Consider the following 21,288-nt stretch of genomic DNA (forward strand, 5'->3'; position numbering starts at 1 on the left):
GGGGAATGCACCAAACAACTCATCGGCGCACTGCGGTGTCATGGGCGGTCGACCGCCTGTTCGTCGGACTGATCGCCGCAACCGCACTGCAGGCGAGCGCCCACGCGCAGAGCACGACCGACGGCACCGACGGCACCGACGGCACCGCATCGCAATCGACGGCGCTGCCCGCCATCGTGGTGAAGGGCACCGCCGAGGCTGGCGATTTGCCCGCGCCCTACGCGGGCGGACAAGTGGCGCGAGGCGGCAGCATCGGGGTACTCGGGACATCGAACGTGATGAACCAGCCGTTCGACACCACCAACTACACCGAGCAGATGATCCGCGACACACAGGCGCGCACCATCGCCGATGTCGTCACCAATAATGCCTCCGTGCGCACGGAACAGAGCAGCGGCGGCTTCGGCGATGTCTTCCAGATTCGCGGCTTCGATGTGCAACCGACCGATGTCGCGCTCAACGGTTTGTACGGCATGGTCTCGGCGGCGCGCGTGCCCGTGAATCTGCTCGAGCGCGTGGAAGTGCTCGAAGGCCCGGGTTCGCTGATGTACGGCATGGGACCGGGTGGCAGCGTCGGCGGCGCGATCAACATCGTCACCAAGCGCGCCGACGATACCCCGCTCACGCGTCTGACGGCGCTGTTTCAGACCAAAGGACAGTTCGGCATCGCCGCCGATGTCGGCCGCCGCTTCGGGGACGAAGGCCAGTGGGGCATCCGCTTCAACGGACAGATCAAGGACGGGCAGACGGGCATCGCGCACGGCAATCAGCTCCAGGGCGACAGCGCGATCGGGCTGGACTATCGCGGCAAGCAACTGCGCTGGTCGTTCGACGCCTACAACGTCTCTGAAAACACCGACGAGTTCCGTTCGCAAATCGGCTTCGGCACTGCGACTGCCGTGCCGGCGGTGCCGTCGGCGTACAACAACCTCTATCCCGGTTCGAAGCTGAAGCTGCGCGATTCGGCCGTCATGACGCGCGCCGAGTACGACATCAACAGGTACGTGACCGTGTACGGCGCGGCCGGCGAGCACTACGGCACGTCCGAGCAGAACTTCCCGTTCGCGAGCGGCATGACGGCCGCGGGCGCCTTCGACGTCGCGAACGGTTACTACGATCAGTACACTCGCACGAAGACCGTCGACGCGGGCCTGCGCTTTCACTTCGATACCTTCGGCGTCAAGCACACGCTCGTCACCGGCGTCACGAGCCTGAATCAGGAGATCGGCTACTTCTATGCGCTGTCGTCGGATTCGGTGGCGTCCAATCTCTACAGTCCGACGCCGCTCGCACCGGTGGGCGTCCCGCGCGGCGACATGCAGCGCAGCAGCCAGACGCGTTTGAACAGCCAGCAGGTCATCGATACGATGTCGTTCCTTAACGATCGTGTGCTGATCACGGGCGGCTTCCGCCGTCAGACCATCGGGCAGGACAACTACGATCCGACCACGGGCACGCAGCAAAGCTCGATCGATCAGCAGGCGATCACGCCGCTCGCGGGCATCGTGGTGAAGCCGCTGTCGAACGTTTCCGTGTACGGCAACTTCACGTCGGGTCTCAGCAATGGCGGCACCGCGCCGGCCGGCACCGCGAATGCAGGACAGGCATTCGCGCCGTACAAGTCGAATCAGTACGAAGCGGGCGTGAAGGCGGACTGGGGCCACGTGATGACGTCGGCGGCGATCTTCCAGATCTCGCAGCCGAACGCCGTCACCGATCCGACGACGAACATCTACGGCTACAACGGCAAGACGCGTGTGCGCGGGCTCGAACTGGCGGCTTACGGCGAGGTATATCGCGGTCTTCGCATGATGGCGAGCGCGACGTTCTACGATCCGAAGGTCTCAGGCACGGCGGGCGGCACGCAGGACGGCAACGATCCGGGCGGCGTGCCGAAATTCGCCTTCAACCTTGGCGCGGACTACGACCTGCCGTGGATTGCGGGGCTGAGCGTCAACGGCCGGATCATCCATACGGGCGCGCAGTACTACGATTCGAGCAACACCTTGCGCCTGCCGGCGTGGACGCGTTACGACGTCGGTGTGCGTTACGGAATGCGGATCGCGCAGAAGGACGTCGTGTTCCGCGCGAACATCGAGAATCTTTTCGGTAGCCGATACTGGATTCAGCAAGGCACGTATGTGATGAATGCCGCGCCGCGCACGTTGCTGCTTTCCGCGCAGATCGATTTCTGATTGCGAGCTGTGTATTGCGGTTCGCCGTCATGACGCGAAGGTGGCGGCCAACCAAAAAGCGGGCGACGAGCGGGCGCAAATAGCAAAGGGCCCCGATACCCGACAAAACGCGCCCGGCATTTCTATACTGGAAAGGAGCTTTTCAAACGCACAATCGAACCTGAAGGGAGCACGCGATGCACGCGGAACTGACAACCGACGGTGGCTGGACTGCCGGCGTTCCCGGCCTGGCGAAGCCGATGGTTTTGAACGAGACAGAGCTTTCGGCTGGCGAAAACGACGCGTTCGCCAGGCTGGTCGCGGCTGCCCGCGCAGAGAGATCGATCGCGACAGAAAGCACGACGATTCCGGACGGCCAAAACCACCGAATCGTGATCGTCGATGGAGATGCGCGAACCGTGCTCAGCGCGGCTGATCCGTCGCCGCCGCCTGAATTTTGCGCACTGATGCATTTCATCAGGGAACACGGGCATCGATAAGGACGAAAGCGACAGCCGGTTTAAAATATCGACAGCTCGCCTCGAATCAAAATAAAACTGGCGCCTGATCCAGGCGCCAGTTTCTTGAAACGCGATCTTATTTCGCGCCTTTCTTTCCAGCCGTTTGGGCCTCCTCAGGATGGGGCGGCGGCGCTTCATCACTGCCTCCTGAAAGCGCCGCCGGATTCAAATCCGGGATCGGCGGAGCCGATGTTGCTTCCAGAAATCCGGCGCCGCCAGAAAATGGAGTCGGGATTTCCTCTTGCGCACCGGCCGCGCCCGACTTCATATCCGGGAAAGGAATCGAACTGTTCAAGCCGGTATGCATGACTGCGTCGGAAGAAGGAGTCGGAGCGGCATCTCCCCCGGAAATATCCTTGACAGTCGTGCCACTCCCGTCCTGACCAAATTCAATCTTGATCGTGATGGATGATGGGTTCATGAGAATGGGTTCCTTTTCATGCAACGCTGCGAGCGTCTTTACGGGTTCAGTTCAGATATAGCGTATAGAGCTGCCCCGTGGCGTCGTCGTATGAACCCGACACCGTTCGTCCGCTGATTTTCGCCGCATTCAGCATGACGAACATATTGGAAACGCCGTCCGTGCTGATCGGCTGGGGCTTTCTCCAGGGCTGCGTTTCGATCAAAGCCCATGCGTTCATCGAATGCGGGCTGCAAAAAGTCATGCTGACCTTGACGTTGGAAAAGTTCACGTATGCCATGATAAATCCTCCTTTCACTATACTCGTTACTTACACGGAATAAGCCTGATAGATGGTCGTGCCATCGAGGTACACGTTCACCCTGGCGTTGACGCTTTGCGCATCGACCAGCAAGGCGAAGGTATTCGTGACACCGTCCGGCGTCAGGGATTGAACCTTTCTCCAGCCGTTGTCCTGGATGTATGCCCAGGCGTTCATGGAGTGCGGGCTGGTATAGGTCGACAAGACCGCTTTATTGTTTTGCCATGACACGATCGCCGCGACATTAATGCCGACTTGCTGCCACGCCTGCACGACAGCATTGCCAACGGTCGCGCCGTAAAGCTTGTTCGCGTTGTCGACGGTAAGATTCGCGAAATCCTGGAATTGCGCGGAGGCCGAAAGCCGGGTATCGAGCAGCGTGTTGTACCAGATATGGCCTGCCCTATCCCACGAGTTTCCACCCAGTGCAATCGACGTAAGATAAAACGCCTTGTTCGGAATGCCGGAATTGATATGCACCCCGCCGTTATCCGACGTCGTATTGACATACTTGCTCATGTGATCCGGCTGAGGATCTTTCCCCAGAACCGGATCGTCGTAAGCCGTGCCGGGAGCCTTCATCGACCGCAACGCAACGCCCTTCACGCCCGCTGCCAGCAGACCCGCTCCGATGAGCCAGTCGGCCTGCGCCGATGTCTGCCCGAGCGCGTATTGCTTCACCATCGAGCCAAAGACGTCCGAGACCGATTCGTTCAAGGCGCCTGACTGGTTGCTATAAACGAGCTTCGCGGTGTATTGCGTCACGCCGTGCGTAAGTTCGTGCCCCATCACATCGATGGCGATGGTGAATCGGTTGAACAGCTTGCCGTCGCCGTCGCCGAAAACCATTTGCGAACCGTTCCAGAACGCATTGTTATATTTGACTCCGTAATGGGTCGTCCCGATCAGATCCATTCCGGCATTGTCGATCGAGTTGCGCTGGAAGATGTTGTTATATAAATCGAACGTGGCGCCGAGACCGTTATATGCTTCGTCGATTTCCGCATCGCCGGATGCTCCCTGTCCTTCGCTTCGCACGAGGTTTCCGGGGAGACCCGTGCCATTGGCGGCGGTATAGATTTTCCGGCTTTTATGCGCGGCGCCGGCAGTTTCATCGGCAAGCTGAGCGGGGCCCGTTTCGCCTACCAGACTCAGGCGCTCCAGCCGCATTTGCTCGGTCAGATGCAATGTTTGCGCGGCGGCAATGCGCTGCTCCGCATCGCCGTTCTTTATAATCGCCTCGAGCATATGAGGCGGAACAATGCCGCATCTGCATCGATATTGGCCGTGGGCCACTGGGTCATCGCATTTCATACTGCCTCCTTGGTCGAGCGGTAGTGCAAATGGACCTGAACGAAACTGCCGACATTTTCGGAACTCAACTCCCCTTGCGACGAATGCGCTGGAGTGCCGGCCCGGCTAATGCTCCCTCGTGCTTGCTTTTTCAATATTCGAATTGGAATGAAACAGCGCATTACGCCAGGGCGTGCCATACGCCTTGGGAAATAAGCTTGGTGTTTGAACGTGCGGCAGCCCTTCAGGTGCTTCCGAACGCGCACGTATCTCGGCCCCGGCATTATTCGTCCGGATCTCGTCGTTTCACTCGTATATCTGGAATCTCGTTGGGATGACTAAACGCTTTCATCTGGACTCTGCTTAAGCGCAGTGTAATGGAAGCGTTTGCGGTTCCGTTATAACGATCCTGCTACTCGCTATGACTATTGTGCTTTTATCTCTTCGAGTGCCAATGCCTCAATCTTCGGTATGTGCAGACTGAAAAGCTATAGATAATCGACTTTCGCACCGTGCCCCCTCGATCCGGCTCCCTCTTTCAGAAGGGATTGCGTTTATGGTCGGCGACTTTATGATCGCTATCACGTGCATTCGGCCAGGCTTGCCTGAAACCGGCGCGTTGCTTGCGCTACGGATTTCGCAGTTCTTTCGCAGCACATGGAAGGCAGGAGAAACGGCAATGAAAATCGTGTGGGCAGACAGTCACGAGCTTCACTGCATCGCGCTCGCGCACTATCTTGAACTGAACGCGGAAGAGCTCGGCATGGCGTGCATCAAGGTCGTGCCGGTCTTCACGTTTGCGCGTGCCATCGATGAACTGACCCGCGATCCCCCCCCCGACTTCGTGTTTCTCGATCTCGATCTCGACGACGCGCCGCGTGGCGCCCGCACCCTCGAACAACTTCAGGCTCACAACCGGCACAATGTACCCGTCGCCGCATGGATGACGCACGGGCATATCGACGATCAGGCCGTCGAAACCATCCGCACGTGCCTCGGCGATCACGCGGCGCAAGGCATTCTGGTGGGACGCAACGATCATCGGCATACGCTGAACGGCCTGCGACGCATCCTCGCCGGCGACCTCTGGATTCCCGATGCCGTCCTGCGTCGCCTCACATGCACGCGCCTCGACGAGCGCATGCGCAATCCGCACGGACTGTCGCCGCGCGAATGGGAGGTCGCGCGTCGTATCGGGCGCGGCCTGTCGGGAAAGGAAATCGCCCGTGAGCTCGACATCAGCCCTGGCCACGTCAGGCAGGTCTCATGTGCAATCTACGACAAGCTGGGTGTGCGCAACCGCACCGAGGCCGCGATCCGCGTGAATGAACTCGCGGAGAAGGAAGTGGAGAAGTGCGCGGGATAAACAAGAAAGCGACGAGAGCATGAGGCTCTCGCCGCTTCGAGTGTCCTGCTTGCCGCGTGTGTGAATTGACAAATGTCGCCGCCGATATGGCCGACAACTTCTTCGTGACCTTCTCAGGCACGCATGCCACCGTCTTTAATGTTCCTTTCTCAGGCCATTGAGATGGCTACAGAAAAGATGGCGGCACGGGGCGCCATCTGTCAACTGCTCTGCATCTTTGCAAAACTGCCGGGCCATTGGGTGCCGACATGGCGCCCTGCCCGAATTCCTTCACGGGCGCCATCGGTTTCATGCAGTCGGCTCGAATTAGGCCGCAGCAAGACTCGTGTCGCAAACATTTTGCTCTCCTTGAAACTCTGTCTCCCGACTCGTCGCACGTTTTGATCGCGAGGTCATCTCGACAATGGGGACTATCATCACGCATCCGCGGCGCGTGGGGAAGTGCCATATGTTCGCCCGCGTTGCGCACGATATGAGGCTACGCCTGCTCGGTCGACAGCCGAACATATGCGATGCGCATTGAAGTTATTTCACACCGGACCGCGCATATCGCGAACCTGCGGTTCAGCGGATGCGCAACGCCCTTCTATACGGCGCCTGTATTTCCCAGTCCATGCCGTCATCGGGATTGGCGTCCACCTGCAGCAGATCAGGGCGCATCTCGTAGGTCACGAACGCGACGCCGTCAGGACCGACCTCCGCCGCGCGGCCCACCAGAAAGCCGCATCGGAAGAGAAACTGGGAGATCTGCATCGAATGCCGGTAAGGAGCGCCGTCGATGTCGGGAATGGACTTGGCGCTCTTCGTGCGGACATAAGCCTGCGTGATCTTGCGGCCGAGTTCCGTCGTGGTGTAGCTGCGCTCGCCATTGCTGAAAATCTCGATCAGCTTTCGCAGGTCCGCGAACTGGTGTCCGTGCTCGTTGTAAAGATCAGCGAGCCGCCGCTTCCCGAACTCCGGCATGATCTCGTTGATCTCATTGACGCCGATCCGGGCGCTGTTATTCACCACAGCCCTGTTGCCGGCGAGCCGGCAGAGCTGAGCCATCCATCGCGGTCTGCCACCGGCAAAAATTCGCAGCACGTTGATAGGCGGAACACCTTCGCTGCCCCACTTGAATCTGCGGGCAAAGACGAGTTCCGTGAGCGCGTCGGCGTCGGCCGCAATGGTCCAGTTCTTCGCGATGCTGCAGGCGGGATACTCGCGCTGCACATAGGCATGAATCCGTTTGACGACGATATCCTTCTGCTGGTTCGTGGTCCATGCAATGTCGCAAATGTACTGCTCGAACTTGTCGAGATCTTCCACGCTGGTCAGACCCGACCAGACGTCGCTCCTGACCGTGGCGCGAATCGAGATGCCGTTGATTTCACGAATCAGGCTCCTGCATGCGGAAAAGAACGAAGCCACATAAGCCTGCTGAGCGGGCACGTTTCTGAACCGGGTGTCGATGTCGTCGAGCAGGAACCAGACATCCCGCGCATCGCGCTCCGCATCCTGCATGCGCTTGAGCATCTGGTCATGGTTCTGCACCGGGATGGACTTCTGCGTGATCTCGATCGCGCCGAAGAGGCTGATCTTGCCGAGCAGACGGCTCGTGAGCGCCCCGACGAGGCTCTTGCCCCTGAACCCCGCCAACTCGGCGGTCTCGACGAGCGTGATGTCGTCGTCGCGCCAGGCGAATCCGATCGACTTGGCGATTTCGAAATTGATCGCGCGGCAAATCACCTGTTTCCAGTAGTTCTCGAGCATCACCGCATTGTCGCTGTCCGGCGGTGCGAGCATGCCGGCGAGCGTGGATGGCACCACATTGACGATGAGCGGTCTGCACGGCAGTGCAGCGAGGTCGTGCGCGAACTTGGCAAGCAGCGCCGATTTGCCCATGCCTTTACGCGCCCGCGCCACCTGAAGACGAACCTTCGGGTCGAGGAACTCCCCGAACGCAGGCTGGTTCACGAAATACGAAGTGAGGACATCGATGTTTTCGTCTTCACCCGCGTCATTGCCGAACAACGTCCTGTCGTTCAGCCTGATCTGAACCTCGGTGGTGTCGCTGTCGCTTGAAGGCGTCGGATTGCTCATGACTTCATGCGCCCCACTCGGATGTGAACCGGCACGTTCACGCAGCATACGCCACGCACTTGTCCCCGGCAACGTGGCGATTCACCCGACATCGCATCGGCAGCACGATTCTCCTATTCATCCAGCAGGATCGTACTAACGCGGCCCACGTGTGCCGCCGTAATCTTTGCCGTGCAGCCGCCGGACGGTCGCGATGAACATCGCACGCGAACCGTCGACCGCGTGCGCGCGACCTCGAATGATCGACTTCCAAAGGAGACTGACATGGCATTCAAGACCAAGCACTACGGATGGGTGCGAGACCTGCCCGACCATCGGGACCATCTTTACGCTGCGCCCGTCACGCGGCTCGCGGCGCTGCCCGCCAGCGTCGACCTGACCGCCCAGTGTCCGCCGGTCTATGACCAGGGCAGCCTCGGCAGTTGCACGGCCAACGGTATCGCCGCGGCGCTGCAGTTCGACCGCATGAAGCAGAACCTCCAGCCGCCCTTCAATCCCTCGCGGCTCTTCATCTACTACAACGAGCGCGTCATCGAGCACACGGTCGACTCGGACAGCGGCGCAATGATCCGCGACGGATTCAAGTCCGTGGCGAAGCAAGGCGATTGCCCCGAAACCAGCTGGCCCTATGACATCGGCCAGTTCAGATCGAAGCCGCCGAAGAACTGCTACACGGAAGCGCTGAAATACAAGGTCGTGCAGTACTCGCGCCTGGTGCAGAACCTGAATCAGATGAAGGGATGTCTCGCCGACGGCTATCCGATCGTGTTCGGATTCAGCGTCTACGAGAGCTTCGAGAGCGCCGAGGTGGCGCAGACCGGCATCGTTCCGATGCCCTCGCCTCAGGAACAGCTGCTCGGCGGGCATTGCGTCGTCGCCGTCGGTTATGACGACGCGCAGCAGCGCTTCATCGTCCGCAATTCGTGGGGCGAGGGCTGGGGCAAGAACGGATACTGCACGATGCCCTATGCTTACCTCACCGATACGGACCTGTCGTCCGATTTCTGGACGATTCGCCTCGTCGCGGCCTGAACGGTCGCGTCCGTAGGTCACGCATCGAGATCCGGAGCAAGCACGCCCATGCGCAGCACGACTGTCACGCAAACGGACTCGGGCCGTACCGTCGAACTCGAGCTCGATGATGAACTCATCGTCGAGCTCGATGAGACGCCGGCCACTGGCTTTCGCTGGACGCTCGTCCGGAGCGCCGACGGCGTGCTGACGTCGCGCGGGTCCGGCTACATCGCGGGGCAGCGTCCGCCCGGTGCGGGCGGCATGGCGAGATGGGCTTTCGTTGCGAGCGGCGCGGGCCGTGCGCGGATCGTTCTGAACTGCGTACGCGCATGGGAAAAGGATCCTTCGCCATGCTCGACCTTCGAGCTTGACGTCGATGTTTCTCCCCGCTCCTGAGATCGCGGCCGCGCCGCCCTTTTACGCAGGCATCGGTGATGCCTGCTGTCGGATCGCGCCGGCCTGAAACTCGGTCGGACACAATCCGAACTCCCGGCGAAATGATCGCGTGAAGTACGAGAGATCATTGAAGCCGACTTCAAAGGCGACTTCTCCGACGAGCACATCGGCGAGGCTAAGCCGCTCGCGCGCACGATCCATGCGATAGCGAAGCAGGTAACGCCCAAAGCTCACGTGATGCTCCTTCTTGAACGTCCTGCAAAACTGCGAAGGACTGAGCCTGCACTGCGCGGCGACATCGCTGATCGTGATCCTGCCCATGTAGTGGCTCGCCACGTACGAGATCGCCGACGATGTACGCACGATACCCGGTCGCTCGTCGGCTTTACCGGCGACCGCGGGCCACGCTTCCCGTGACCCGCCCGGCTGAAACGTCGCGACCATCGCACGAATCGTCCTGTGCAATTCCGTGGCGCTGACCGGCTTGATGATGACGTTCCACACGCGCAGGCGTATGGCACACAGCGCCGCCATCGACGAGCCGTGCCCGACGACGATGAGTGCGGGCAGATCGGGACAGGCCTCGCTAACACGCTTGAGCATGTCGATGCTCTTCGGACCGGCCTCGCCGCCGCTCTCTTCCGCGAGTTCCACGCAGATGAAGGGCGGCGCGCAGTGTTCGATAGCCCCGACGATATGCTGCGGTTCGCGCACCGTTCTGAACTCGAATTCGCCGGCTATCGAATGCGCGACGGACAAGGATGGTTCTTTCGTGAGGTCGATCCAGACGAACGCGTGTCCGTCAGAAACGCGAATCTGCTGCTGCATTTGCCGCATGATTGCCGCCCCTTCGTTGAGCCGTCGAGAGAACTTTCCGTCCTCGGACTGGCCCGATATGCAATGGATCAAACCACTGCCTGATCCGTACTTTGAACGTTCGGGGCGTTTCTTGAAACCCGCGCTTCGCGGGACTACGGTCCCCACTTGCGCAGGGCTCTTTTCATCCACCACATGGTTTTCTTCAAGAGAAGACTGTCGATATTAATTTAGTTATCCTTAAATTTGATCATAAGTCGTGACTTTTCGGCGGGAAGGCTACCCGTCCTGAGCGCTGTGCGAGTCATCGACGCGATGCATCGACATCGTCTTCAGTTCGCTCGGGCATGTGCCGAAATAGCGCTTGAATGAGCGCGCGAAATACGACATATCGTTGAATCCCACCGCATAAGCGACTTCCTTCACCAACTCCCGGTTCGATGTCAGGCGATGCAGCGCCATCCAGAGCCGGAATCGAAGCACGAACTCCCCGAAGCTCAGATGCTGTTCCACCTTGAACGTTCTAGAAAACTGAGACGGACTGAGCCGGCACAGATCCGCTACCTCCTTGAGCGCGATCCTGCGGGAGAAGTTCTCCCGAACATGCCGGATCGCGGGTGAGGTGCGCTTCAGGCTTTCCTGTTCTTGCTCGATCTGCGCGAACCAGACCGGCTTCTGACAGGACAACCGAAGGTCGGACAAAGCCGGTCCGATGTCGTCGTCGGACAAGAGGTCATCGGTGCTTTCCTGTCGCGTAGTCGTGCTCATGAAGCACCTTCAACAAACGGGTGAACGGGCTATGAGGGTAATGGCAGCGTCGACGCGCGGCCACGACGAACCATGCGCGAAGCAGTTCGATCGAACGGAAGCAGGATCGAAAACGAGCCGGTCGCCGGGAGAGGGTCGCGCAGAGGTACATCGCGATCAAAAGACGACTGGAATCCAGGAATTTGAATTCGTGCTGTCGATATGGACTGACGGGCGCTCATGTATGCGCTCAATGAAGAAAGCATGAAACGTTTCGGGCGCATTTTTTAAAATCCGACATCGTGCCGCGTCTTTCAGTCGAGATACTTCACGCGCATTGCAGAGAACACAACGTTTCGACGGCAACCCCGTGAGCATCGCAAGCCCGAGCCGCAAGTTTGAGGAATACATAACAACTACGCGCCCGACAAACGCATCGTCGTAGGGCGCGCCCTCGATCTGACCGAAGCTGCGTTTTCGGTCAAACGTTTGCCCGCTCCCGGACACATGCCAGCCGTCCTTCAAGTCCCCGCACGAACATTCGGAGGATCCATGAGCAGCGAACCCTGTGTCAGTCTCGTCTCACCGGCCGATACGCTTTTCGCACAATTTCCCGACTCCCTCCTGTCGTCGGGAAGCCCCTGTGTGATCGTCGACCGCTCGAACGTCGTCTGCAAGGCGAACGCCGCCTTCGAGCGACGTCTGCCGGCAGCGGCCGGCAGACGGATCGACGACCTGTTTCGCATCGACGGATTACATGACGTCGCGGCGCGGGAGGAGCCGGTCGCGAGTCCCGTCGAGGCGCTCTACTACGGGCCGGATGGCGCGCTCATTCCCGCGTGGCTGCACACGGTGTGCGAATGGCCCGACACGGGCGAGAGGCTGTTGCTCGTCGCCGACGGCGCGCCGCTTCGGCACTCGGAGATGGAGCGTCTCCAGGACGCGCCGCTCGCCGTGTTGCGCGTGTGCGCCGACGGCGTCGTGCGCTTCGCCAACGACGCCACATACTCGGCGCTGTCGCTCGTGCCCGAACGGGTCATCGGCCGCACGCTCGTTTCGCTCTTCGGCCACGCTCGCGACGACGTCTTGCGTCGCCCCGAATCCGATGATCCTTGCCTCAAGCGCTGCTTCCAGGAGTGTCTCGTCACGCTCAAACCGGTGAAGCTCGAAATTTCGGTTGCCCAGTACACCGGCGGCGAGCGCGAGGCGGCGCCGCTCCTGCTAATCCCGGACCTCTCGCCCGGCGGGCACGTTCTGGGCGTGGTCGCGGTCATCGAGCTCACATTGGTCGACCGGGTGCGCGAGCAGATCGCACGGATCGCGCGCGACGCTTCTTTCGCGACGTGGCAGTTGCAACTGGAGTGCATCCTCGAGCAAGTCAGGCGGCTGATACCGTTCGACCACGCCAATTTCGGCATGTATGCAGACGATGTCCGCTTCTTCCGCGCCTTCATGCTCTATCCTCGCGACCGCCTCAAGTGGACCGAGCGCTGGCTTCCGTTGCCGGCCGGCATCAAGGCGTGGATCGACCAGGGCCTCGGCGCGGTCCCGGACGTGCATCAGTTCATCGACAACTTCCCGGAGCTGCGCAAAAGCCAGGTCGTGGCCATGTACGAGGATCGCGGCATGCGCTCGTCCGCGACGCTCATCGCGAAGGACAAGAGCGGCCCGACTTCCGCGCTGACGCTTTGCTCGCAACAGGCGCACGCCTTCACCGAACGCGATGTCGAGTTGTTGCGAAACCTCGACCTGGAGCCGGTGCTGATCCGTATCGAAGAACAGATCCAGAGTCAGCGCGCGGCACTCGGCGACAAGCTCAGAAAGCAGCTCGCCGAGGCGACGTCGCTGGCGACGGTCGCGGGCGATATCGTCGATCAACTCGCGCTCAGTTTTCACTGGAACTATGTTTCGCTGTACCGGCTGGACCGGCAGAAGAAAGAATTCCAGCTGGTGCACGAAAGTCCTTGCCCGGAAACCTTCCGTATCGATCCGCCCGACTATGTTCAGTCATTCGAGGTCGGCATGCTGGGCGCGAGCCTGAAAGCGGAACAGACGCTCATCGTCAATCAGGTCGGCGAACCCGGCGTCGAGCAATACGGCTATCTGGCGCTCGGACGCGAAGGGATAGGCTCCGCGATGACCATTCCGCTCCGGCTGAATCACCGCATCCGCTGGATGCTGCATATCGAGACGTCCGAGGCTCACGCGTTTCACGGCCCCGACACGGCGGCGATCGAGGCGCTCGTCAATACCTTGCAGGACGGGCTCAGACAGCGCGCGGTCGAGGAGATCAATCACGCCGTGCTGCGCGAAACCCGCCAGGGCGTCGTCGTGGTGGGCATGGAAGGCGCGATCCTGTGGATGAACACGGCGGCGCGGCGGCTTCTGGCGGTGAAGGGCGAAAAGCCTTGCCACGATTTTCTGAGCGATTACGCGTCGAGCGACGATCCGTGCGGCGTCGAGGTACTCAACGGCTTCGGCTCGACCATACGGCGGCGCGTGGTGCTGCTGGGCGAGGACAATCGCACGCGGCCGGTGCTCGTGACCCGGCAGGTGCTCGACGGCAGCTTCGACACCGCGATCTGGTTTCTCATCGACCTGCGCGGCCGGGCGTGGGAAGTCGACATGCGCTTTCTGCGCGAGACGGTCGCCGACGTCGCGCAGCAGACCCGCGCACCGCTCGCTCTCGCGAGCAATCTCGTGCGGCAGTTGCCGAAGCTCTGCGCGAGCGGCAAAGCCGCCGGCAAGAGCGAGCAGGAAAGGCTCTCGGAGCGGCTGCTCGCCGAGATCGGCAAGGTCGACATCACCTTCGAGCGGCTCGCGCAAGGCGTCGAAATCCGGCGCTATCCGAAGCGCACCGAAACGCCGGTCGATCTCGCCCGCTGCATCACGCGAGTCGTCGAGTCGCTGCCGCTGCGCGACCAGAAGGAAATCCAGCGGCAGCCGAACGCGCCCGCCGGTCAGGTGAGCGCCGATCCGGAGCGGCTCGAATTCGTGATCCGCTCGCTGCTCGCGCATTTGTTGCGTGTGCGCGCGGACGACGGCAGCGTCGCGGTCGCGCTCGCCTACGAGGACGGCACGGCACGGCTCGATCTCACGCTCACCGATAGCGCGCCGGCGCGAACCAGCGGCAAGACCAACAGCCGAGGCCATCGCGACATGCTCTGGCGAGCGCTGCGCCAGGCGCGCGAGGACGCGAGCCTCGGGCTCGAGGCGCTGACGCGCGTGATCGAGGAGCATGGCGGCACGCTCAGGATCGACGAGGGCGCCGATACGAGCGGCGCCGCGACGCCGCCCTGGACCGGATTTCACGTCACGCTGCCGGCACTGCGGGGAGAACCTTCATGAACACCATCACCGACGCCATCGATCTTGCCCGGACCAGGCGCATCGCGCTCATCTCCGACGACGCCGCGAAAGCCGAGCTGGTCGGCGATGCGTTCGCCTTCATCGCCGATTCGGACGGAGCGCCCCCGGATGCGGACGGCGCGCGCGCCTTCGCGCGCATGAGCATCGCGACCTACTCTTCCACCGACCGCGCTCACGCGAAGCTCTTCACGGACGCGCAGGCCTGCGCGTCGCTCGGGCTCGTCGTGCTCGACGGCATGGTCCGCAAGGAAACGAGCGGCGGCGCGCCGGGCAACGGCTCTGCCGCCGTGAGCCTGCTCGACTGGCTCAACGAGGCGCTGCCCGAGGTGCCGGTCGTCGTGCTGGTGTCGTCGCGAGTGGAAGGGCTCGACCTGCGCCTCCTCAAGCGCAGGAACATCACGTCGCTCAACATTCGCGAAATGGATTTCAACGCCGCGTTCAGGCGAGCGCTGGATGGCGTCGTGCGTAGCGGGCCGCCCGCGCTGCGCCGGCTGACGGTCGAGGTCGGCGAATACGAAGCGCGTTACTACATGCTCGATGGCAGCGACGTGCGCGACCAAGGGTCCTACCAATACAGAAACATGACCGAGCTCCTGTATCTGCTCGACAAAACCAACAGCTATTCGCCGATGTCCGACGGCCTGGCGGTGCCGGACTGGCAAACCTACTTCGCCGAACTGGGCGAGGAAATCTTCAACTCCTTCATTCAGGGGACGATCGGTCATTACATCCTCGGGCACTTCCAGGACAGCGACGACTCGGACGAGACGCCGCCGGAGCCCGTCGAACTGCGTATCGACATCGACGTGGGGAGCGACGAGTGCGCGCGCCTGTTCGGCCTGCCCTTCGAGCTCGCCAAGCCGCCCGAGTATCTCGACAGCTTCCTGTGCACGCGGGTGCCGATGGCCCGCCGCATCCGCTTCCTCAAAGGCACCGGCGCGGGCGGCGCGCAGAAGGCGAAGCGCCTTGCCGATGCGCCGCATCCGCCGCGGCGGGTGCTGTTCATCAACGCGAGCTTTCAGGGCGAGGCCATCGTGCAACACGAGGTCACCGGCGAGCCCGTGCCCATCAGCAAGCTCAACCGCCTGCTCAATACGCCGGACGAGCTGGAAGTCGTCCAGAGCTTCGCGACGCCGGAGGAGAGCTACGCGCTCGACGCTGTGACCGTGGTCGGAGGCAAGCGCGGCGAAACCGCGCGCGAGCTGGCGAAGCAGATGCAGCGTCTCGTGAGCAACGAAAAATTCGACATCCTGCACTTTTCCGGCCATTCGATCACGCTGCCCGACAACGGCGGCACCTTTCTCATCTTCCCCGACAAGAGCGGCGTCGGCCGGGGCGTGTCGATGCGGGTGGTAGCCGACTGGGTGCGGGAGGCCGGCATCCGGATGGTGCTGCTGTCCTCGTGCAGCAGTTCGTCCCTGCGCACGGCCATCGAGCTGATGCGCACGAAAGCCGATGCCGTCATCGGCTTTCGCTGGGACGTCAACGATCACGCCTGCGTGGAGTATTTCGAAAACTTCTACCGGATGTACGTGAAGCAGAGGAAGTCGATCGCCGAGGCATATTGCGGCGCGTGCCGCAAGGTCCGGATGTCGAGCCACGGCTTGCCGATCTGGGCGTCCGCGATCGCGGTCGTCAAGGATTGAATTCAGCGAATCAGACGAAAGGAGTCGCCATGTGCGAGCGCGAAGTACCCGGCACCGATCTTCACTACCATCTCGTCCTCTTCGATGAAAACGGCACGGAGCGCAGGCAAGCCGATGGCACCCTCGCGAGCGAGACCATCGTCGCGCGGCTTCTGGACCCGGCGCGGCCCGTTACGGACGTGCTGGTCGCGTCGCATGGCTGGAAAGGCGACGTACCCGCCGCCATCGAGCAGTACGATCGCTGGATCGCGGCGACAGCGTCGGTCCCGGGCGACGTCGAGCGACTCCGCAAGGACACGCCGGGATTCGCGCCGCTCGTCATCGGCCTGCATTGGCCGAGTTTGCCCTGGGGCGCGGAGCAGTTCCCCGACGATGCGGATGCAGCGCCCGCGGCGACGTTGTCGGCGCACGGCCGCGCCGCGCCTCGGCCGGTCGAGTCGATCTGCGCGTCGATCGTGGATACGAAGGCCGCGCGCGCGGCGATAGAGACGGTGCTGAAGGAAGCCGACAACGCGAGTTCGGCGCAGCTCTCGCAGAAAATGTACGACGCCTACATGACGCTGTTCAACGAGGCCGGCTTGCGTGCCGACGGCATCAACGGGCGTCCGGGCTTCGATCAGGCGCGCTTCGATCCGCAGGCGATCGTCACGGCCGCGCGCAGCGAGCATCGTGCCGGCGCGCAAGCGGGCGAACCACCGCGCGTCCTCGGTCTCGCCAGCGGCCTGAAAGACGCCCTGCTCTCGCCGTTGCGACAGCTTTCCTTCTGGACGATGAAGGATCGCGCCCGCCGCTTCGGTGAAACGGCCGCGCACGGTCTGCTCGGCACGATCCAGCAGGCCGCGCCGGACGCGCGCGTGCATCTGATGGGCCACAGTTTCGGCTGCATCGTGATGTCCGCGATGGTCGCGGGGCCGCAGGACGGCGCGCGGCCCGTGCGCCCGGTCGATTCGCTCTTTCTCGTGCAAGGCGCGCTCTCGCTGTGGTCGTACGGCAATCAGATCCCTTACGCGCTCGGCTCGACCGGCTATTTCCACCGCATCGTCGCCAACGGCCTCGTGCGCGGACCGCTGATCACCACGCGCTCCGCGCACGATACGGCGGTCGGACGCTTCTATCCGCTAGGCGCGCGCGTCAAGGGGCAGCGACTGCTCGGCGCGGCCTATCCGGAATACGGCGGCATCGGCGCGTTCGGCATCCAGGGCATCGGCGGCGGCAGGTTGGTCAGCGACTTGCGGATGATGCCGGGCGACCTCGCCTTCGAGTGTAACGAGGCGCGCATCTACAACATCGATGCGAGCGCCGTCATCCGCAACGGCGATGGCCCGTCCGGCGCACACAGCGACATCGCGCATCCCGAGGTCGCGCATGCGTTCTGGTCCGGCGTATCCGGCGGCATCGCGATCGCAAGGCACGCCCGGTCCGTGACGCTCGATGCGTCCGCGCCCGTCAGCACCGCGCCTGCCCTGCCCGACAAGCCGCGCCGCGGCGGGATGCTCGGCGCCGGCGCCACTCGGGGTGCGAAAGCCTCCGGCTCGCCGGCGCTGTCGAAACAAATGCAGAAGATGCTCGGCTCGCGCGGCGCGGGACGCGCCACCGATGACAAGACGCGCTGGATCAACGCGACCTTCGAAGGCGCCGGGAAGGTGACCACGCTCGTCGCGGGCAAGTGGTATCAACTGGCCTTCGACGTGGACGTCGAGGCGCAGCTCGGCCTGCTCGGCGCGGTCCGCCTGGACGAGGCCGCCGTCGCGAGCGAAAGCGAGGAAGACGTGATTCTCACGGTGCAGATCGACACCGCCAACTTCGATGTGTCCGGCCGCGTCGGCCAGATGCGCGTGCCGCGCTCGGGAGCGGGCCACACGAAGGCGCGCTTCGATGTCTCGCCGCTCGCGAACGGACCGGCGAGCATCAAGGCAACGATCCTGCGCGACGGCAACTTCGTGCAGCAGATGGATCTCGCCTTCGTGGTCGGCGCGCCGCTGCCCTCGCGCGCGATGGTCGACGCTCGCGGACGGGCGCTGTCGGCGGCTGCGGTGCTCAGGCCTCGCGACATCGGATTGTCGATCGCGCCGAGCGGCGACGGTTACGACTGCGTGGTGTGGGGACCGGTGTCGGCACGGGCGCGGCTGCCCGTCTCTCCCGCGCATCTGGACAGCGCGATCGACGCCGTGCGCAAGACGCTGCTCTCCGTCGTCGAGCAATGCGAGGGCGACGATCCGGTGTTCCAGACGCGCATCGACATTCCGCGCGCGCAGTCGAACCAGGCGCTGCGCGCATTGGCGATCGCGGGCGCGAATCTCTTCATCGAGCTGTTCGAAGGTCCGGGTGCCGGCGCGGATTCGCTGGCCGTGGGCGCATTTTTGCGCAAGCTGTGCGCGGAAGAAGCCGGCAGCCTGAAGATTCAGATCCTCGCCGAGCGTCTGCCGGTCCCGTGGGGCGTGCTCTATCTCGGCGACGTTGCCGAACTGGACGAGGCCACGGACGCAGTCCCCGACTGGGGCAATTTCCTCGGCATGCGTCACATCATCGAGCAGATTCCGTTGCAGCCCTCGTTGAACGTCTGGGATCACGGCATCGTCAGCGACAACCCATCGCTTGCGATCAGCGTGAATCTCAACAAGACGATCGACGACGCCTTTCCCGAGGAAGGCTACGTCAGGAAGCAGGAAGCGTTCTGGGAGCGCCTGGCGCTCGGCGTGAAGACGCGGGTCAATCGCGCGGACGTGCTCGACGCGCTCAGGAACGCCGCCACGCCCGACCAGATCCTTTACTTCTACTGTCACGCGATCTCGGCGAAGCTGACCGACGAAAACGGCCCCGACGCCTCGTGCCTCGAACTGAGCGACGCCGCCATCACGCTGAAGGACTTGCGCCTCAAGGCGCCCGCCAAAATTCAACTGCCCGGCAATCCGCTGGTGTTCATCAATGCATGCCAGTCGTCGAAACTGTCGCCGACCTTCTACGACGGCTTCGTGCCTTACTTCATGAGCAAGGGCGCGCGCGGCGTGATCGGCACGGAATGCGACACGCCGGCCTACTTCGCGATGGAATGGGCGCACAGGTTCTTCGAGCGATTCCTCTCCGGGCAGCCGCTCGGCGAGGCGTTCCTCGAGTTGCGGCAGCAATTCATGAAGGATCATCTCAACCCGCTCGGTCTGCTCTATGCGGTGCACTGCGATGCCGACACGGAGATCCGTCCGCCACGCGCGATAGCGATAGCGGCGTGATGCGCGAGCGCCCCGTCTCACCGCCAGCGACTCACGAAGCGGTCAGTTTGCTCAAAGGGGCATGCATTGCGGCGTGGACAACGGCATCACTCACGCCGCCGCAGGTCTGCGCATGACACGGATTATTCAGGATAACGAAACTTCTGCTGGCGCGACGAAGGTGCAGCGCAGTTGAAAAGCACCGTGCCGGGCGTCAGCAGGCACAGATGGCGCGCGGCGGCCATGCGCTGAGGTTGGAAGCCCTCCTTCAACACTTCGATACAGTGCGGTACCGAAGGCGCCGCGCCCGCCAGATAGCGTTTCCCGCTCTGGAACCGTTGCGCGTTCACCTGCCACCAGGACTTGACTTTATCTGCATCGGGCCAAGGCGCGCCGTCGTCTTCGTCCATCGAGGTGTCGGGATCGTTCGGATCGTCGTTGGGACCGGCCGGGATGCGCTCGGGCGGTCTGCGCTCGAGATCCAGCCAGGCGAGGTCTGCACCCGTGATGAAGCTGAAGCTCTCGCCGGCGAGGCGCGCGTTCACATCGTCGCACATCAGGTCGATCAGCCACGGCACGTAACGCGGATCTCCCGCCCGCGCGATGGTGCGAATCAACAGGCGTTTGCCGGACGACTTCGCGGCGATCGTTTCGAGCAAGACTCGCACATCGGACAAAGGCAACGCGCTCGCTGCAAGCGCGCCGGCATCGGGGATGGCTACCGCGAGCTTGCTGAGCACGTCGAGCGATGCTCTGCGCTCGCCAAGCAGCAAGGCGGATTGCGCGGCGTGGAACCGGCATAGCATGTCCTCGTCATCGAGGTGCGCGATGCACTGCGCGAGCAGATCGACTCGTCCGAGCTCGCCAGCGCACTGCAGCGCCCGGGCGCGCAGTCGCGAGTCTGCACAGGCGACGGTAATGTCAAGGAAACGCTTCGGATCCACGCGATGTTGCGCGCACGCGATCAGGCCGGCGAGTCGCGCGGCGGGGTCGTCGTGATCGAGAAGCAGCCGGATGGTGCCCTTCAAGTGGCTCGCACAGACCCAGCCGAATGCGGAATACAAGCCGGACCTCGCATCGGCCAGGGCTTCGGCGAGCGCGATGAGCCGCAGGAGCGTTTTGTCCGAATGCGCTTCGATGCATCCCACCGCTGCAACGAACAGTTCTCCTTTGCCTGGCCGATCGAGCGCCTCCATGCTCGACTGCATACCGGCGCGGGCGGCCACGCCGATACCGTCGAGATGCGCGGCGATGCGCTCGTCGAGACGCGCGAGGTGCCTCAGCTTCACGTGCGGCGCGCGCACGAGGTACGAACGCGTGTTGCGAAGGCACGCGGCGTCTTCGATGTGTTGCCGGACAATCACCGGCACCGAACCCGTGCGTTCATTCATAAGCAGTCCAACTGTGTTGGCGGCGCCCGGCTCATTGTTCGCGGCATCTCAATTGATCTGTACCGAGCCGCCTTTCAGGCGGTTCACGCCCGACGATCGGCTCGACACATACGTGCCGCGGATAAGGACCTTGCCGGCCCTCGTGAGCGTGATGCTGGCCTGTCCGCAGCGCAGGACGATTTCCTCTTTCGCCGTGACGATGAGGCGCTGCCCGTCGGAATCGGCTTCGACGTGTGCCGGCGCTTCGTCGAGCGGCCACGCCTGATCGGCCTGCAGGCAGCCGACGATGACCGGCCGCATCGGATCGCCTGCCTCGAACATCAGCAGGACCTCGCGGCCGATATGCGCGCCGCGCAGGTCCGCTACCGTGCGAGCAACCAGCGCCGCGCCGCCGGGCTGCCCGGCATACACGACGAGCGGACGCGCGCCTTCTCCGCTGAAGCCGATCAGTTCGCCGATGCGCACACCATCGATCGCAGGCATCGCCGGTTCAAAAAAATCCCGTCCGCTCATCACGCTCTCCCGGTGGTCGCTCGTCGCCAGAC

At 62.7% G+C, this 21,288-nt stretch carries 16 protein-coding genes; 8 read left to right on the forward strand and 8 right to left on the reverse strand.

Annotation, left to right across the window (positions count from 1 at the left end; genetic code table 11):
• Positions 1 to 5 precede the first annotated feature (5 nt).
• Together IAG25_RS03475 and IAG25_RS03480 are read left to right on the forward strand one after the other, a co-directional pair.
• Positions 6 to 2,195: a TonB-dependent receptor gene (locus tag IAG25_RS03475; protein ID WP_255503493.1), complete on the forward strand. Its 2,190-nt coding sequence runs from the start codon at positions 6 to 8 to the stop codon at positions 2,193 to 2,195.
• Between the two features lie 176 nt (positions 2,196 to 2,371).
• A complete protein-coding gene (locus IAG25_RS03480; protein WP_187603529.1) occupies positions 2,372 to 2,674 on the forward strand; it encodes a protealysin inhibitor emfourin in 303 nt (100 codons plus the stop codon).
• A gap of 97 nt (positions 2,675 to 2,771) precedes the next feature.
• Here the strand turns inward: IAG25_RS03480 and IAG25_RS03485 are convergent, their stop codons facing one another.
• Genes IAG25_RS03485 through IAG25_RS03495 form a run of 3 tightly spaced genes read right to left on the reverse strand, consistent with a single transcriptional unit; the run spans position 2,772 to position 4,731 of the window.
• Positions 2,772 to 3,116, reverse strand: a complete 345-nt coding sequence (locus IAG25_RS03485) for a hypothetical protein (RefSeq protein ID WP_187603530.1) — start codon at positions 3,114 to 3,116, stop codon at positions 2,772 to 2,774.
• A 46-nt stretch (positions 3,117 to 3,162) separates the two neighbouring features.
• Positions 3,163 to 3,396: a hypothetical protein gene (locus IAG25_RS03490; RefSeq protein WP_222946346.1), complete on the reverse strand. Its 234-nt coding sequence runs from the start codon at positions 3,394 to 3,396 to the stop codon at positions 3,163 to 3,165.
• Positions 3,397 to 3,426: 30 nt separating this feature from the next.
• Complete coding sequence (locus tag IAG25_RS03495; RefSeq protein ID WP_187603531.1) at positions 3,427 to 4,731, reverse strand: M4 family metallopeptidase; 1,305 nt, start codon at positions 4,729 to 4,731, stop codon at positions 3,427 to 3,429.
• Positions 4,732 to 5,389: 658 nt separating this feature from the next.
• On the opposite strand from IAG25_RS03495, the gene IAG25_RS03500 reads away from it, so the two are divergent.
• A complete protein-coding gene (locus IAG25_RS03500; RefSeq protein WP_187603532.1) occupies positions 5,390 to 6,076 on the forward strand; it encodes a response regulator transcription factor in 687 nt (228 codons plus the stop codon).
• Positions 6,077 to 6,640: 564 nt separating this feature from the next.
• Here IAG25_RS03500 and IAG25_RS03505 read toward each other — a convergent pair.
• Positions 6,641 to 8,158 (reverse strand): P-loop ATPase, Sll1717 family, encoded by a 1,518-nt coding sequence (locus tag IAG25_RS03505; RefSeq protein WP_187603533.1) that lies wholly within the window; start codon positions 8,156 to 8,158, stop codon positions 6,641 to 6,643.
• Between the two features lie 264 nt (positions 8,159 to 8,422).
• Between IAG25_RS03505 and IAG25_RS03510 the strand changes: the two genes are divergently transcribed.
• Positions 8,423 to 9,190, forward strand: a complete 768-nt coding sequence (locus IAG25_RS03510; RefSeq protein ID WP_187603534.1) for a C1 family peptidase — start codon at positions 8,423 to 8,425, stop codon at positions 9,188 to 9,190.
• A 48-nt stretch (positions 9,191 to 9,238) separates the two neighbouring features.
• Positions 9,239 to 9,568: a protease inhibitor I42 family protein gene (locus IAG25_RS03515; RefSeq protein ID WP_187603535.1), complete on the forward strand. Its 330-nt coding sequence runs from the start codon at positions 9,239 to 9,241 to the stop codon at positions 9,566 to 9,568.
• A gap of 21 nt (positions 9,569 to 9,589) precedes the next feature.
• Here the strand turns inward: IAG25_RS03515 and IAG25_RS03520 are convergent, their stop codons facing one another.
• Together IAG25_RS03520 and IAG25_RS03525 are read right to left on the reverse strand one after the other, a co-directional pair.
• The gene (locus IAG25_RS03520) at positions 9,590 to 10,405 is read right to left on the reverse strand and encodes a helix-turn-helix domain-containing protein (protein WP_187603536.1); all 816 of its coding nucleotides are present in this window, start codon (positions 10,403 to 10,405) and stop codon (positions 9,590 to 9,592) included.
• A gap of 258 nt (positions 10,406 to 10,663) precedes the next feature.
• On the reverse strand, positions 10,664 to 11,152 hold the full coding sequence (locus IAG25_RS03525) for a helix-turn-helix transcriptional regulator (RefSeq protein ID WP_187603537.1): 489 nt from the start codon (positions 11,150 to 11,152) through the stop codon (positions 10,664 to 10,666).
• A gap of 531 nt (positions 11,153 to 11,683) precedes the next feature.
• Between IAG25_RS03525 and IAG25_RS03530 the strand changes: the two genes are divergently transcribed.
• From IAG25_RS03530 to IAG25_RS03540, 3 genes are read left to right on the forward strand one after another with little or no spacing between them, the layout of a single operon-like run.
• Positions 11,684 to 14,479: a PAS domain-containing protein gene (locus IAG25_RS03530; RefSeq protein ID WP_187603538.1), complete on the forward strand. Its 2,796-nt coding sequence runs from the start codon at positions 11,684 to 11,686 to the stop codon at positions 14,477 to 14,479.
• Positions 14,476 to 16,146 carry a CHAT domain-containing protein gene (locus tag IAG25_RS03535; RefSeq protein ID WP_187603539.1) on the forward strand — a complete coding sequence of 557 codons (1,671 nt, stop codon included), beginning with the start codon at positions 14,476 to 14,478 and terminating at the stop codon, positions 16,144 to 16,146. Before IAG25_RS03530 ends, IAG25_RS03535 begins: the two co-directional genes overlap by 4 nt.
• A 29-nt stretch (positions 16,147 to 16,175) precedes the next feature.
• The gene (locus IAG25_RS03540) at positions 16,176 to 19,373 is read left to right on the forward strand and encodes a CHAT domain-containing protein (RefSeq protein WP_187603540.1); all 3,198 of its coding nucleotides are present in this window, start codon (positions 16,176 to 16,178) and stop codon (positions 19,371 to 19,373) included.
• Between the two features lie 122 nt (positions 19,374 to 19,495).
• Here the strand turns inward: IAG25_RS03540 and IAG25_RS03545 are convergent, their stop codons facing one another.
• Entirely contained in the window at positions 19,496 to 20,743 is a 1,248-nt protein-coding gene (locus tag IAG25_RS03545; protein WP_187603541.1) for a TIGR02270 family protein, read from the reverse strand.
• Positions 20,744 to 20,791: 48 nt separating this feature from the next.
• Positions 20,792 to 21,226 carry a DUF6484 domain-containing protein gene (locus IAG25_RS03550; RefSeq protein WP_255503494.1) on the reverse strand — a complete coding sequence of 145 codons (435 nt, stop codon included), beginning with the start codon at positions 21,224 to 21,226 and terminating at the stop codon, positions 20,792 to 20,794.
• Positions 21,227 to 21,288 lie beyond the last annotated feature (62 nt).

This window comes from Caballeronia sp. EK (assembly GCF_014384845.1).
Taxonomy (GTDB): Bacteria; Pseudomonadota; Gammaproteobacteria; order Burkholderiales; family Burkholderiaceae; genus Caballeronia; species Caballeronia jiangsuensis.